The sequence below is a fragment of the Mycobacteroides franklinii genome (assembly GCF_001853795.1).
Classification (GTDB): Bacteria; Actinomycetota; Actinomycetes; order Mycobacteriales; family Mycobacteriaceae; genus Mycobacterium; species Mycobacterium franklinii.
In genome coordinates, this window is record NZ_MLIK01000019.1 from 1160860 (window position 1) to 1175318 (window position 14459).

Annotated in this window: 12 protein-coding genes; 5 read left to right on the top strand and 7 right to left on the bottom strand. The window is 64.8% G+C overall.

Translation table 11 applies throughout. The annotated features are described in order from the left end of the window. Positions 1 to 200 precede the first annotated feature (200 nt). Positions 201 to 1043: a MaoC/PaaZ C-terminal domain-containing protein gene (locus tag BKG76_RS13300; RefSeq protein ID WP_070938054.1), complete on the bottom strand. Its 843-nt coding sequence runs from the start codon at positions 1041 to 1043 to the stop codon at positions 201 to 203. Position 1044: 1 nt separating this feature from the next. Then, entirely contained in the window at positions 1045 to 2403 is a 1359-nt protein-coding gene (locus BKG76_RS13305; protein WP_070938055.1) for a 3-oxoacyl-ACP reductase, read from the bottom strand. A gap of 122 nt (positions 2404 to 2525) precedes the next feature. On the opposite strand from BKG76_RS13305, the gene BKG76_RS13310 reads away from it, so the two are divergent. Continuing rightward, positions 2526 to 3857 carry an acetyl-CoA C-acetyltransferase gene (locus BKG76_RS13310; RefSeq protein WP_070938056.1) on the top strand — a complete coding sequence of 444 codons (1332 nt, stop codon included), beginning with the start codon at positions 2526 to 2528 and terminating at the stop codon, positions 3855 to 3857. 203 nt (positions 3858 to 4060) lie between these two features. Here BKG76_RS13310 and BKG76_RS13315 read toward each other — a convergent pair whose 3' ends face one another. Next, positions 4061 to 4705: a TetR/AcrR family transcriptional regulator gene (locus BKG76_RS13315; protein ID WP_083338032.1), complete on the bottom strand. Its 645-nt coding sequence runs from the start codon at positions 4703 to 4705 to the stop codon at positions 4061 to 4063. A 78-nt stretch (positions 4706 to 4783) separates the two neighbouring features. Between BKG76_RS13315 and BKG76_RS13320 the strand changes: the two genes are divergently transcribed. Both BKG76_RS13320 and BKG76_RS13325 read left to right on the top strand, forming a co-directional pair. Beyond that, complete coding sequence (locus BKG76_RS13320; protein WP_236737571.1) at positions 4784 to 5812, top strand: oxygenase MpaB family protein; 1029 nt, start codon at positions 4784 to 4786, stop codon at positions 5810 to 5812. Further along, positions 5809 to 6939, top strand: coding sequence for an NDMA-dependent alcohol dehydrogenase (locus tag BKG76_RS13325; RefSeq protein ID WP_070938058.1), 1131 nt, complete (start codon positions 5809 to 5811; stop codon positions 6937 to 6939). Before BKG76_RS13320 ends, BKG76_RS13325 begins: the two co-directional genes overlap by 4 nt. Here the strand turns inward: BKG76_RS13325 and BKG76_RS13330 are convergent, their stop codons facing one another. Continuing rightward, entirely contained in the window at positions 6940 to 8433 is a 1494-nt protein-coding gene (locus BKG76_RS13330; protein WP_070939203.1) for a molybdopterin-dependent oxidoreductase, read from the bottom strand. 67 nt (positions 8434 to 8500) lie between these two features. Between BKG76_RS13330 and BKG76_RS13335 the strand changes: the two genes are divergently transcribed. After that, positions 8501 to 9031 (top strand): AAA family ATPase, encoded by a 531-nt coding sequence (locus BKG76_RS13335; RefSeq protein WP_109420724.1) that lies wholly within the window; start codon positions 8501 to 8503, stop codon positions 9029 to 9031. Here the strand turns inward: BKG76_RS13335 and BKG76_RS13340 are convergent. Continuing rightward, on the bottom strand, positions 8956 to 9909 hold the full coding sequence (locus BKG76_RS13340; protein ID WP_070938059.1) for an alpha/beta fold hydrolase: 954 nt from the start codon (positions 9907 to 9909) through the stop codon (positions 8956 to 8958). The two genes, BKG76_RS13335 and BKG76_RS13340, sit on opposite strands and share 76 nt — an antisense overlap. Before the next feature lie 96 nt (positions 9910 to 10005). Next, positions 10006 to 11841 carry an acyl-CoA dehydrogenase gene (locus BKG76_RS13345; protein ID WP_070938060.1) on the bottom strand — a complete coding sequence of 612 codons (1836 nt, stop codon included), beginning with the start codon at positions 11839 to 11841 and terminating at the stop codon, positions 10006 to 10008. 250 nt (positions 11842 to 12091) lie between these two features. On the opposite strand from BKG76_RS13345, the gene BKG76_RS13350 reads away from it, so the two are divergent. Next, positions 12092 to 12664, top strand: coding sequence for a DinB family protein (locus BKG76_RS13350; RefSeq protein ID WP_070938061.1), 573 nt, complete (start codon positions 12092 to 12094; stop codon positions 12662 to 12664). On the opposite strand, the gene BKG76_RS13355 is transcribed toward BKG76_RS13350, so the two are convergent. Further along, positions 12661 to 14439 (bottom strand): serine/threonine protein kinase, encoded by a 1779-nt coding sequence (locus BKG76_RS13355; RefSeq protein WP_070938062.1) that lies wholly within the window; start codon positions 14437 to 14439, stop codon positions 12661 to 12663. The genes BKG76_RS13350 and BKG76_RS13355 overlap by 4 nt on opposite strands. Positions 14440 to 14459: the final 20 nt, after the last annotated feature.

Sequence of the window (14459 nt, forward strand, 5' to 3'; positions counted from 1 at the left end):
GCCCCGGATCCGACAACTCATCGCATCGGAGTGGGACGCGTTCTCGAGGGATATAGCCCTCCGGCCCACCTCTATGCGACAACCGCACTGGGGTGTCCCGGTTGTCGCATAGAGGTGGGCACACCGTGCGTGTACTTCCGCGCCGGAACGCAGAAGGCCCGCGACCGGAATGCGGTCGCGGGCCCTCGGAAGGTGTTTGATCAGAGCGGGGTGATGCTCCCGGTCACATGGGGATCACCGTTGCGCGGATTGCGGACGGCGATGTCCCAGCCGTTTCCATCCTTGTCGATCCACACGCCCACCGCGGCGGGCAGCAGGACCGGCTTGCCGAACTTCACGTCATAGCGCACGGCGTCGGGAATCTCACCCTGGATGTTACCGAGAACTGCTGCAGCGGTGAACATTCCGTGAGCTATCGCCTTGGGGAAGCCCAGCACCTTGGCGCCGATCGACGAGGTGTGGATCGGGTTGTGGTCCCCGCCGACCGACGCGTAGCGGCGAATCTGGCCACCACTGATCCGCAGCGTCGAGTTCGGCGGCGGCAGCTTGACGGCCTTCGGCGGCTCGGGCTTCGGCCCGCCCGAGAGGCTGGTGCGCTGCTGGCGCAGGAACGTCATGGTCTGCTGCCATACCGTGTCGGTCCCGATGGTGATGTCGGTCTGGACATCGACCAGCAGACCCTTGCGATGCTCGCGCAGGTTCTCGGCCCGCACCTCGATGTCGACGACGTCGGTCGCGGTGATGGCGCGGTGCTGGGTGATGTGGTTCTCGAGGTGCACCGTGCCGATTGCCGGGAACGGGAAGTCCAGGCTCGCCACCAGCGACATCACCGACGGGAACTGCAGGGTGAACGGATAGGTCACCGGCACCTTGTCGGAGAAGGTCAGACCGGTCACCTGCGCGTAGGCGGCCACATTCGCGGGGTCGATCTTCACGCCCTGGGTGCGCACCACGCGGGTGGGCAGGGTGGCGGGACGTGGGATGAACGGCAGTGCACCCACTGCCGCCATCACCATGTTCTGAAGCCCGGACGGCTGAGCCATGTCAGGCCCCCAGCCAAGACTGGCCGCAGACCCGAACCACGTTGCCGGTCACCGCATTCGAAGCGGGGCTGGCGAAGTAGGCGATGGTCTCGGCGACATCCACCGGCTCGCCACCCTGGTTCAGCGAGTTGATGCGGCGACCCACCTCGCGGTTGGCCAGCGGGATGGCGGCGGTCATCTTGGTCTCGATGAAGCCCGGCGCGACGGCGTTGATGGTGATGCCCTTTTCGGCCAGTGACGGGGCCAGCGCCTGGGTGATGCCGATCATGCCGGCCTTGGTGGCGCCGTAGTTGGTCTGGCCGCGGTTACCGGCGATGCCGGCGATGGAGGCCAGACCGATGATGCGTCCACCGTCGCCGATGGTGCCGTTCTCGATGAGCCCCTCGGTCAAGCGTTGCGGGGCAAGCAGGTTCACGGCGATGACGGAGTCCCAGCGTGCATCGTCCATGTTGGCCAGCAGCTTGTCGCGGGTGATGCCGGCGTTGTTGACCAGGATGTCGGCCTTGCCGCCGTGGTGCTCCTTGAGATGCGCGGTGATCTGGTCGATGGCATCGGCTGCGGTGACGTCCAACGCCAACGACGTTCCGCCGACCTTCTGGGCGACAGCGGTCAGGTCGTCCGAAGGCATGTCGATCGCGACAACGGCGGCGCCGTCACGGGCGAACACCTCGGCGATGGTCTCACCGATACCGCGGGCGGCGCCGGTCACGATGGCGACCTTGCCGGCCAGCGGCTTGTCCCAATCGGCGGGCGGGGTGGAGTCGTCTGCGCCCACGTAGAACACCTGTCCGTCCACGTAGGTGGACTTGGCCGACAGGACGAAACGGACGGTCGACTCCAGGCCGGTGGCGGCGGTCTTGGCATCGGGGTGCACGTACACCAGCTGCACAGTGGCGCCGTTGCCGAACTCCTTGGCCAGCGAGCGGGTGAAGCCCTCCAGGGCACGCTGGGCGATGCGCTCATCGGTGGTGGCGGCCTTGTCCGGAGTGGTACCGATGACCAGCAGGCGACCCGACTTGCCGACATTGCGCAGCAGCGGCGTGAAGAACTCGTGCAATTGCTTGAGCTCTACCGGGGTGGTGATCCCGGTGGCGTCGAAGACCAGGGCACCGAACTTGTCGGCCCAGCGACCGCCGAGGTTGTTGGAGACCAGCTCGTAGTCGTCGGCCAAGGCGGCGCGCAGCGGCTCGGCGAGGCGGCCCTCGCCGCCGATCAGCACGGGGCCGGCCAGCGCGGGCTGACCCTTCTTGTAGCGGCGCAGCTTCTCGGGCTGCGGGATACCCAGGCGGCCGGCGAGCAGGTTGCCGGGCCCGGAGTTGACCAGCAGCGCGTAGAGGTCGTCAGTGAGCTTGGGGGACATGTGCCATTCCTTAATGGTTGAGCGAGTGGTTGTCCGTGATTGGTCTAGGGTGAATTCGACAAAGAACTTACTCCAGAGTAAGAATGCTCGGTAATCCTGCCCCCTCAACAGTGGAGAGACAAGTGGCAACTAGCTCGGCTCGCAAGTCAGACGCTTCGCAAGGTCGCCGCCGCGTCGCGGTTCTCGGTGGTAACCGCATACCCTTCGCACGTTCGGACGGCGCGTACGCAAACGCCTCCAACCAGGACATGTTGACCGCCGCTATCACTGGGGCATCCGATCGCTTCAACCTCAAGGGCGAGCGTCTGGGCGCCGTCATCGCGGGCGCCGTCCTCAAGCTGAGCCGTGATTTCAATCTCACCCGTGAATCGGTGCTGGGCAGCCCGCTGTCGCCGTACACCCAGGCCTTCGATCTGCAGCAGGCCTGCGGCACGGGTCTGCAGGCGGCCATCGTGGGTGCCGACGGCATCGCGCTGGGCCGTTACGAGTCGGTGCTGGCCGGTGGTGTGGACACCACCTCCGATGCGCCCATCAACTTCGGTGATGACCTTCGCCACACTCTGCTGGCGATCCGTCGTGCCAAGGACAACGTCACCCGACTCAAGCTGCTCGGCAAGCTGCCGGCCGCCCTCGGGGTCGATATCCCGCAGAACGGCGAGCCGCGCACCGGACTGTCGATGGGTGAGCACGCCGCCATCACCGCCAAACAGATGGGCGTCAAGCGCACCGACCAGGATGCCCTGGCCGCCGCCAGCCACCAGAAGATGGCCGCTGCCTACGACCGTGGCTTCTTTGACGATCTGATCAGCCCGTTTCTGGGGCTGTACCGCGACGACAACCTGCGCCCGAATTCGAGTGTGGAGAAGCTGGCGACGCTGAAGCCGGTGTTCGGCGTGAAGCACGGCGACGCCACCATGACCGCGGGTAACTCCACCCCGCTGACCGATGGTGCCTCGGTGGCGCTGCTGTCCAGCGAGGAGTGGGCCGCCGAGCGCGGTCTGCCGGTGCTGGCCTACTTCGTCGACGGTGAGACCGCGGCTGTGGACTACATCAACGGTCCCGACGGTCTGCTGATGGCCCCGACCTACGCGGTGCCGCGTCTGCTGGCCCGCAACGGTCTTACCCTGCAGGACTTTGATTTCTACGAGATCCACGAGGCCTTCGCCTCGGTCGTGCTCGCAACGCTGCAGGCCTGGGAGTCGGCGGACTACTGCAAGGAGCGCCTCGGCCTGGACAAGCCGCTGGGCGCCATCGATCGGAGCAAGCTCAACGTCAACGGCTCCTCGCTGGCGGCCGGGCACCCGTTCGCGGCCACCGGTGGCCGCATCGTGGCGCAGCTGGCCAAGCAGCTCGCCGAGAAGAAAGCTCAGAACGGCGGGACCGGTACCTACCGCGGCCTCATCTCGGTGTGCGCCGCGGGTGGTCAGGGTGTGACCGCCATCCTGGAAGCCTGAGTGTTCTAGACCGCTAGTCCAGACCCCCGGTCCTCGGCGTCAGCCTGTGACCGGGGGTTTTGGCGTTCCTAAGGCATCGTGAAAAAAAGTTTCAAGATTTTCTGGGCAGGGTGTAACACTCCCGGAGTGGGTGTCGATACATGGGTAGCCTCGTGCCACCGTCCGACCCCCCGACCCGACGGCGGCGCGAGGCTACCTAATTTTTAGGGGCCTGCTGGGTACGGCGACGCCTCGACCAGTAGGCCCGACGCCGTCCGTTTGAGCCCCCGCCGAAGCTGTTCGAGGTCTACAGGAGTGCCGGACTCGAAGAAGAACAACGTGGTGGTGATCGCCGAGTTGATGAAGAGCCAGGCGATGGTCTCCGACTCGAGATCGGCGTGGTAGTCCTTGCGATACTGCTGAACATGCAGGGTCATCATCGTCTGCATCAGCACCGGCATGTTTGAGCTGGCCTCGACCTCGCGGGCGAACTCCGGATTCTTGGAGAGGTAGCGAAGAACCGCGGCGTTCTCGGTGGTGAACGCGATCAACATATCGATCGCGGAGTCGATCATCTGTCGTGGCGGGGCCAGGGCATTGGCCGCCAGCGCGGAACGGACCGTCGGAAGCTGTCGCTCGGCAGCATCCCGGATCGCGGCCATGATGATGTCGTCTTTTGTGCGGAAGTACTGGTAGATCGATCCCTTGCTGATCCCGGTGATGTCGGCGATGCGATTCGTAGTGATCGCCTCGGGCCCCTCAGCCGCCAGTAGCTTCCCCGTCGCCTCCACAATTTTTGCGACTAGTTCCCGAGAGCGATGCTGCTGTGGCGCCTTGCGAAGCTCTGAGCTGGGGTTGTCCAGAGCCATGAGATCTCCCAAATGAGACTTATATGCGACCTGGAGTTCAGGTTAGCTTTCGGGTCAACGACACAAGGAGGTTTCGTTGTGACCGCAGTGGCCCACTCCCCGGTATCGCATGATTCGACAGCGAGCGATTGGGCACAGCCGGTGCCCGAGCTGTTCGACCCGCTCGGCCTCACCGCCACGCTGGGGGGTCAATGGTTGTATCTACCCGCGGTGGGCGCCGCCTTCATCATGCAGGGCATGCATCCGGTCATCGGCGACGTGACCGATCGGTACTCGGTGGCAGATCGGGATCCTGCGGGGCGCGCGATTCGGTCCTTCGACGCGGTGCAGCAGTGGATCTTCGGGGGCAAGGCCGCGATCGAGCAGGGTTACTGGTTGCGCAGAATGCATCGGCCACTGCAGATGCAGGGCGAGACCGGGGGCAGGCAGGGCCGGCACATCAGCGCGCTCGACCCCGAGGCGTATGCCTGGGTGATCGCCACGGCATATGTGGCGGCCCGCCGGGTGACGCCCCGATTCCTGGGGCGGGACTTGACCGACGAGGAAGACGAGCGGCTTTTTCAGGACAATCGGCTACTGGCCCGCATTACTCAGGTGCCCGAGCGTGGATATCCCACGACGCGTGCCGAATTCTGGGAGTACTACGACCGTTTGGTGGGGCAGGTTCTCATCAACCATCCTGCTGTCGCCGAGAATCTGGGGAAGCTTGTCGGCCCCTTGAGTGAAATCGCGGATTCGCCGCTGGTTCGTCGGCTCCCGCGTTGGTTTCCGTCGGATCTGATGGTGGCGGCGTTAAGGCCTGTACTGGCACCGGTTTCCCGCATCTTCTTCGTCTTGACGTTCGGAGCCATGGATCAGCGGGTACGCGACATACTCGGTGTCTCCTGGTCACCACGGGACGAGCGCCTGCTGAACAGGTTCTTCGCGGCATACCGCGTGGCCTATCGAATCCTGCCCGAGCGTGTCACCTACTCCCCGCTTGCCTACCATGCCCGCGAACACCAGCGGGTGATCAACAGGATGTGTGGACGTGAGCTGACCAATTTCGCCGCGCACGACAAAGGCGAACCGTCTGCCGTCCGGCGAGCCCAGCGGGCGGGTGTATGACGAGCTATCGGCGTTCCCGCGCTGCGGTTCTGCGCAGTGCGCCAGGGGAATACGAGCCCTGTGTGGTCGAAGTGGAGGACCCGCGCCCCGGCGAGATCATGGTCCGGATGGTGGCCGTGGGGCTATGCCACTCCGATGACCACATCACCACAGGCGACTTTCCGGTGGAGATGCTGCCGATGTGCGGTGGCCACGAAGGTGCGGGTGTCGTGGAGAAAGTCGGCGCGGGCACAACTCAATTCGCCGTCGGCGACCATGTGGTGCTGACCTTCCTGCCTGCCTGTGGGCGCTGTCTGTGGTGCTCACGCGGGATGCAACAGCTCTGCGACGCTGGGGCATACGCGCTCACCGGATCCAGATTCGACGATCCGACCAGCTATCGGATGCGGCTCGATGGACAGCCTTGCGGGCAGCAGCTCGGGCTCTCGGCATTCAGCGAGTACACCACCGTATCGGTGCAGTCGGCATACAAGGTGCCCAAGGAATTGCCGTTGAATCGGTTGTGCCTGTTGGGGTGTGCGATGGGAACGGGTTGGGGTACCGCGGTCAATGCCGCCGGAGTCAAACCTGGTCAGACGGTGATAGTGATGGGACTGGGCGGGGTCGGGGCTGCCGCGGTCCAAGGCGCTGCGCATGCCGGGGCGGCCAACATCGTGGTGGTCGACCCGGTGGCGTTCAAACGTGACGCGGCGAAGATATTCGGTGCCACAGAGACTTTCGCGACGATGGATGAGGCGGCGGAGTGTGCCCGCTCCTACACCAACGGCCAGGGCGCGGACTCCACCATGATCACGGTCGGGCGGATGGAGCCGGGCAATCTCACCGACGCTGTCGCGTCCATCCGTAAGGGTGGCACGGTGGCCATGACGAGCATGGGTGCGTTCCGGCCCGAAGAGGTGTCACTGGATCTGAGCATGGTGACGCTGATGCAGAAGACCATCAAGGGTGTCATCTACGGCAACTGGAGCCCGTTCGAGGCGGTACCCACCATGGTGGGTCTATTCGCCAGTGGCCTGCTCAAAACCGACGAGATGGTGACCCGCACCTATGCTCTCGACGACGTCGCGCAGGGCTACCGAGACATGAAGCAGGGCAAGAATATTCGAAGCATCGTGGAGTTCGTCTAGTCAGGACCCCACGGTCACCAGCCGTTTCGGATATCCGGTCGCTCCGTCGGGCACCGGCGAGGCGATCTGATCGGTCTGCACCGACCCGGTGCCGTCGGTGGCCCGTGCGGTGATGATGTGCTCACCCGGTGTTGCCTGCCAGCCGAACCACCATTGACGCCAGGTGTCCACGGAGTATTCCGGAGCCAGGCGGGCGGGCTGCCACGGACCGTCGTCGACTCGCACCTCCACCTTCGTGATGCCGCGATGCTGCGCCCATGCTGTCCCCGCCACGATCTGCGTACCGGTGTCCAGGCGTCGACCGGTCTGGGGTGTGTCGATGCGGCAGCCCGTCTTGATGGGGCCGCGAGCCGACCAGCCGCGGACGGTCCAGTACGCATCTGCCTTGTCGAATCGTGTGATCTCCCAGTCGACAACCCACTTGGTCGCGGACACATAGCCGTACAGCCCGGGGACCACTTGGCGGACGGGGTAGCCGTGCTCGACGGGTAGCGGGGTGCCGTTCATCGCGATGGCGAGTATGGCGTCGCGGCCGTCGGTGAGTACTTCGAGCGGGGTTCCGGCCGTCCAACCATCGGCACTCTTGGACAACAACATGTCGGCGTCGGCGTGAACGCCAACGGATTCCAGAATCGGCTTGATGGGGAAGCCGGTCCACATCGCATTGCCGATGAGGTCTCCGCCGATCTCGTTGGAGACACAAGTCAGGGTGACGGCGCGTTCGGTGGCCGCCATGGCGTTCAGGTCGGCCCATGTCAGCGTGCGTGGACGATCGACCATGCCGTGAATGTTGAGCTGCCATTCGGCGGTGGTCACCTGGGGCACCCGCAGCGCCGTGTCGATTCGGTAGAAGTCCGCATTGCTCGTGATGTAGGGAACCGCTCCCTTGACGTTGATGCCGTCGGGCACGGGAGGGGCGGGTGCGACGGGTGCGGGAACCGTGGCTTCTCGACGTTCCTCGGCGACCACGGTGCCCTTGCTCCAGCGACTGCCGAGCCAATAGACACCCGCCGATCCGGTCGCGAAAAGCGCTGCTGCCCCGAAGAATGTGCGCCGGCCCGGTGCATCCTGATCCCCAGCGGGGTTGACCAGTGCGCGCAGTACCAGGACGCCCGCCGCGGCTGCTATCACCGAGGGCCAGATCCAGGTGAACTCTCCCGTCGGGCGAGTTGCCGCGGCAAAGGCTCCGAACACGCCGAGCATCCCGATGAGCATTGAGCCGTATCGCCGCTTGCCCTCGACCAGACCCGCCGTTGTGGCAAGCAGGGCGATCATCGCAGACAAGCACGTGAACAAGACGGCCTTGTCTGAGGTGCCGAAGACGCCGATGACCCATTCGCGTACGGCGGCAGGGGTGTGGTCGACAACGGTGTTCCCGACCGCGTAGAAGGGCGCGGAATCCGGTGCGATGGCGGCGGCAGCCAGTTGTCCGGCGGCGAGTGCTGCTCCCGCAGCGATCAGTCCCGCGATGATCCGTCGTGCTGCGTGCTCCATCGTCACCTCCCGTTGGGTTTCACTCTTCTCCTGCTGTCAACGAGCCGCCACCGCATATGGTTCAGATATGGCACGGGTGCTGGTGACCGGCATGTCGGGGGCGGGGAAGTCCATGCTGTTACAGGAGCTGGCCCGCCGCGGCCTTCGCACCGTCGACACCGACTACGACGGCTGGACGCTGTCGGACGGCAGCTGGGATGCGCCCCGGATGGCGGCACTGCTGGACGAGCATTCCGATGTCGTCGTGTCCGGCGCTGTCGACAACCAGGTGGACTTCTACGACAGGTTCGGCGACGTGGTGCTGCTCAGCGTGCCGCTGGGGGTGGCAATCGCGCGCGTGGGCTCTCGTACTGACAACCCGTACGGCCGCACGGAGGCCGAGCGGAATGAGATAGCGCAGAACACGCGGGAGATCGAACCGCTGCTACGCGAGAGCGCCACGCTGGAATTGGATGGGCGCCTGCCCGTGTCCGAGCTGGCGGATCGTGTCGAGGCGCTGGTGGGGTGCCTTGCGCCTGCGCGTCAGCCGGCCACGGCGCGGATGAATCCGACGGCGGCATCCTCCAACTGCTGCAGCCCCGGATCTTCCAGCGGATAGTGTCCCGCCCGCTCCAGCGGCACCACTGTCACCGGCACCTTGCTGATGGGGTCGAGTACCGGCTTGCTGAATTCATAGGGCGTCCACTGATCCTCGTCGGGCTGGGTGAGGATGATCGGACACACATCGAAATCGGCGGGCTCGACGGCGGGTGCGTAGCTCATGTACTCGGCCAGGAACTTCACGCTGACCCAGTTGGCGGCGGAGGTGCGGTCCTTCATGAAGACCTTCATCGCCGCGCGACTGTTCGCCAGTGTGCTCATCTTCGCGGCCAGCCACATGGGGTAGCGGACCCGCCGCGCCGGCGTCTTGGCGGCGAGGCGAAGGAACGGCACACCGACCCGCGCGGTCAGCAGGTCATGCGCGGTACCGTCGGCGACCTCGCGCACCCGCTGATCCAGGAACGTCATCCCGATGATCCCGCGCACCGTGTCGCGCGGTGCCTTGGCGGCAACGTGGTAGGCAAGCATGCCGCCGGCGCTGAGCCCGTACAGCACGATGGGGCGCACATCGCGGCGCCGCTCGTATTCGAGGTAGTCGACCACCAGGTCCACCCAGTCGCCGTACCCCGGCACCGTGCCGGGTGCCACATCGGTGAGGCCATAGCCCAAATTGTCGATCGCGATGGTCTCGAAACCCCTGCGCGCCAACGGAGCACCCAGGATGAGTGACATCTGGCGTCCGTTGGTGCCGACTCCGTGGAGCAATACCACCTTCACCGACGCCGCGGGATTGGGGTACCGATCAAGGTGCACGTGGTTACCGTGCCAGTCCCAGAACTCCTCCTGCGGTGCCGTCGACTCGTCGAGGCGCAGCCGCTCGGGCAGGAACATTTGGAGGTCTTTCCAGGCTTGCTGGTCGCGGTAGTAGCGGGACATACCGGCAACCCTATGTGTCGTCTGAGTACGGAGGTACCCCGGAATGCACGAAGCCCCCGTCTCCCAGGGGAGAACGGGGGCTTCGTGACCAGCGAATCAGAAAGCGGCTTCGTCGAGCTCCATGATGTCGTTATCGACGTTGTCCAGGATGGCCCGGGTCGAGGTGAGCTGCGGCAGCATGTTCTTCGCGAAGAACGAGGCAACCGCGATCTTGCCCTCGTAGAAGGACTTCTCGGCGCCGGTGGCACCGCCGTCCAGAGCCTCGATGGCCACGGCGGCCTGACGCTGCAGTAGCCAGCCGATCAGCAGGTCGCCGACGCTCATCAGGAAGCGTACGGAGGCCGTGCCCACCTTGTAGACCTGAGTGATCTCCTGCTGGGCGGCCATCAGGTTGGCGGTCATGGTCGCCGCCATGCCCTGCACGTCCTCCAAAGCGGTTGCGAGCAGTGCACGCTCGGCCTTCAGGCGGCCGTTGCCGGTCTCGCTCTTGACGAACTCCTCGATCTGGCCGGAGATGAAGGCCAGCGACTTGCCCTGGTCCTTGACGATCTTGCGGAAGAAGAAGTCCTGGGCCTGGATCGCTGTGGTGCCCTCGTAGAGCGAGTCGATCTTGGCGTCACGGATGTACTGCTCGATCGGGTAGTCCTGCAGGAAGCCGGAACCACCGAAGGTCTGCAGGCTTTCGGTGAGCTTCTCGTAGGCACGCTCGGAGCCCACACCCTTGATGATCGGCAGCAGCAGATCGTTGAGCCGCACCGCTTCCTCGGCCTCCACACCGTTGATGGCCTTGGCGGCCACGGCGTCCTGGAAGGTGGTGGCGTAGAGGTACAGCGCGCGCAGGCCCTCGGCGTAAGCCTTCTGGGTCATCAGCGAGCGACGCACGTCCGGGTGGTGCGTGATGGTGACGCGGGGAGCGGTCTTGTCGGTCAGCTGCGTCATGTCGGCGCCCTGCACGCGGGTCTTGGCGTACTCAAGCGCGTTCAGGTAGCCGGTCGACAGAGTCGCGATGGCCTTGGTGCCCACCATCATGCGGGCCTGCTCGATGACGTCGAACATCTGCGCGATGCCGTTGTGCACCTCACCGACGAGCCAGCCCTTGGCGGGAACGCCGTGCTGGCCCAGGCTCAGTTCACAGGTGGCCGAAACCTTCAGGCCCATCTTGTGCTCGACGTTGGTGACGAAGACGCCGTTGCGCTCGCCCGGCTCGCCGGTCTCGAAGTTGGGGATGAACTTGGGCACGAAGAACAGCGACAGGCCCTTGGTGCCGGGGCCGGCACCCTCGGGGCGGGCCAGCACCAGATGCATGATGTTCTCGAACATGTCATCGGAGTCGGCCGAGGTGATGAAGCGCTTCACACCGTCGATGTGCCAGGAACCGTCCTCCTGCTTGACGGCCTTGGTGCGACCGGCACCCACGTCCGAACCGGCGTCAGGCTCGGTGAGCACCATGGTGGCGCCCCAGCCGCGCTCGGCGACGAACTCGGCCCACTTCTTCTGCTCGTCGGTGGCCACGTTGTAGAAGATCTGCGCGAAACCGGCACCGCCGCTGTACATCCAGACTGCGGGGTTGGCGCCGAGGATCATCTCCTGGACAGCCCACATCAGCGAGCGCGGAACCGGGCTGCCGCCGAGTTCCTCGATCAGGCCGAGGCGGTCCCAGCCGGCGTCGGTGATTGCCTTGACGGACTTCTTGAAGGCCTCGGGAATCGCCACCGAGTGGGTCTCCGGGTCGAAGACCGGTGGGTTGCGGTCGCCCTCGGCGAACGAATCGGCCAGCGGCCCTTCGGCGAGGGTGCGCATCTCAGCAAGGAAGGTGCGAGCGGTGTCTTCGTCCAGCTCGGGGAATTCTTCGCCGCCGAATATTTGCTGGATGTTGAAGAGCTCGAAGAGGTTGAACTCCAGGTCGCGGACGTTCGACTTGTAGTGGCCCATGTGCGTCATTGCCTTTTCTCGTGGGGCTGTTCTGATATTCGGTTGGGTTCTTACTTCTGATTAAGTTACCCACCGGTAACAACTGAACTATACCGCTGAGTAGCGTATGACAAAAGTCCAGACTTTGTGGTTGTAATCACAATTCGATATCGCAGGTCAGGTTGGGTTTTTGGACGTTTTGACAGAGTGATGTCGGTGGCCTGGTGTTGGGTTATGGGTGCCAGCTCACAGCCCATGAGAGGAACGTCCCATGCCTGCTATGCCCCCACCCGTTCCGACCGAGCTGGAGGGCCTGGTCGAGTACATAGCTCAACAGCAGGATGCTTTTCGGATCGCGGCCTTCGGGCTGACCGACGAACAGGCTCGCCTGACCCCGACGGCGGGCACCCTGTCGATCGGTGGGCTCATTAAACATGTCACCAACATGCAGGCCGGCTGGATGGAAAAGATTGCCGCGGCACCTGACCCTGGGCCCGACCGGCAGTGGGCCGACGACGAATTCACCCTGCGCGCGGACGAGACGCTGGCCGGAGCGTTGGCGGCTCTCGCCGCGCAGAGTGCTGTGACACTTGCCGCCCTCAAGGAGAAGGGACTGGACACCCCGGTGCCCGTCCCGCGGTCGGCGCCCTGGTTCCCCAAGGACATCGATGCGTGGAACGTGCGTTGGGTGGCGTTGCACCTCATCGAGGAAATGGCCCGCCACGCCGGTCATGCCGACATCATTCGCGAATCCATCGACGGCGCAACGATGTACGAGCTGCTTGCCGCCGCTGAGGGCTGGGAGCCCACCGACTGGCTCACGCCGTGGTCCCCGAAGAGCTAGCGGCCGTAGCGCAGGATCTTCATGGTGGTCGCGAAGCTCAGCGCGGTGGCGCTGAGGGATCCGGCCGCGTCGTTCCGGTTGGAGGCGCCGCTGGCCAGGATGTACACGAGTAGCCCGCGCACGATATTGAACGACACGTGCTGTCGGACGCCGTTCGCCCCCGACGGAAACATGAAGCACGATTCCGTTGTGGTGAGCTCCTTTTGGTCATTCTGGACGGGATTCGGTTCGTCGAATTCGAACGAGCATCGCCATGTGGTGCTCCCACCGGGGATGATGTACGCAATCGCATCGCACCTCTTGAGTGCATCGGAAGCACCGTCGGTGGACAGCGCGTCCGCTGCCGGGACGACGCGAATCAGGATCTCGCGTTCGGGCTTCTTGCGATCGCGTAGGTACAGCGTCGACGTCTCGCGGCCCTTGGATCGCAATGCCCAGATGGGGTCAATGGTGTTGCAGCCCGCCGGCGTTCCGCCGAGGTTGGTGGCAGAGCCGGGCGGAACGGCGGGATTGAACTCGCCCGATTTGAAGGTGGGCGACGGATTCTTCTCCCACCCTTCGGGATAGTCGAATTGCCCGGGCAGCAAGCTATCGAGAATCGTGTTGGGTTGCCCGGCCAGCGATTCGCCGGGCTTCACGTTGGCGGCGCCGGGGACGGATGTGGTGCGGGGGTTGGTTCCGTCGTGATGCCGTGGCCAGATCACGACCCCGACGACGGTCGACGCGATCACGAGCACGACGGCGCCTACGATGGCCGCAATTCGCTTGTGTTCGATCATGGTTCGCCCCGTGTCGGTGATGACGGGGGGCGCGGTGGATTGCACAAGATGCGGGGCCGGAGCGGACTGCGGTGTCACGGTCGGCACGGGTTGAGTGACCGTCTGCCGATGCTGGGCCGGGTCGGCAAGGATCTGCTGCGCGGCCACCGCGAACTCTCCGGCGCTTTGATACCGGTCCGCGGGATTCTTGGCCATCGCCTTGGCGATCACCGCGTCCATTGACTCGGGTACCGAAGCGAATTGGGAGATCCTGGGCGGAGGTGCCGAAAGGTGTGCGTTGATGATTGCCGGCAATGAATTGCCGGATCCGAAGGGCGGTTGGCCGGCCACCATGCGAAAGAGCGTGCAGCCCAAGGCATACACGTCGGCACGGCCATCGACGGCCGCACCGGACAGGACCTCCGGTGCGGCATACGCGATGGTGGCCGTCACGTTGCCTGCCGAGGTGACGGAGTTGCTGTCGTCAAGTGCCCGGGTAACACCGAAGTCGCCCAGCATGATTCGTCGATCGCCCACAGACAACAGAATGTTGGCAGGCTTCACATCGCGGTGCACCAGGCCGCGGGCGTGTAGATAGTCGAGCGCCTTGGCGACCTCGCTGATGATGTGAACGGCGCGAGTCAAGGACATATGGCCGTTGACGGACTCGGAGTGCGCGTCGCTGCCCTGCACGTATTGCATCGCGATCCATAGATCGCCGCCCGGTGTCTCGCCGCGGTTGTGCACCGTGACGATGTTCGGGTGATCCAGGGACGCGGCGAGCGAGGCCTCCCGCATGAACCGTGCCCGGAACGCGGGGTCACGCGAGGCTTGGGCGCTGAGGATCTTCAGAGCCTCGGAGCGCTGCAGGTTGGGATTCACGGCCAGGTACACGGTTCCCATGCCGCCACGGCCGAGAACATGCTCGATCTGATATCCGGATACGACGGTCCCCGATGGCAGGTCTCCGGCTTGCTGGCTACCCGGATCCGGTGGGGGTCTCTCCGATGACGTCATTCCCCTGTGCGTCCCTCTCG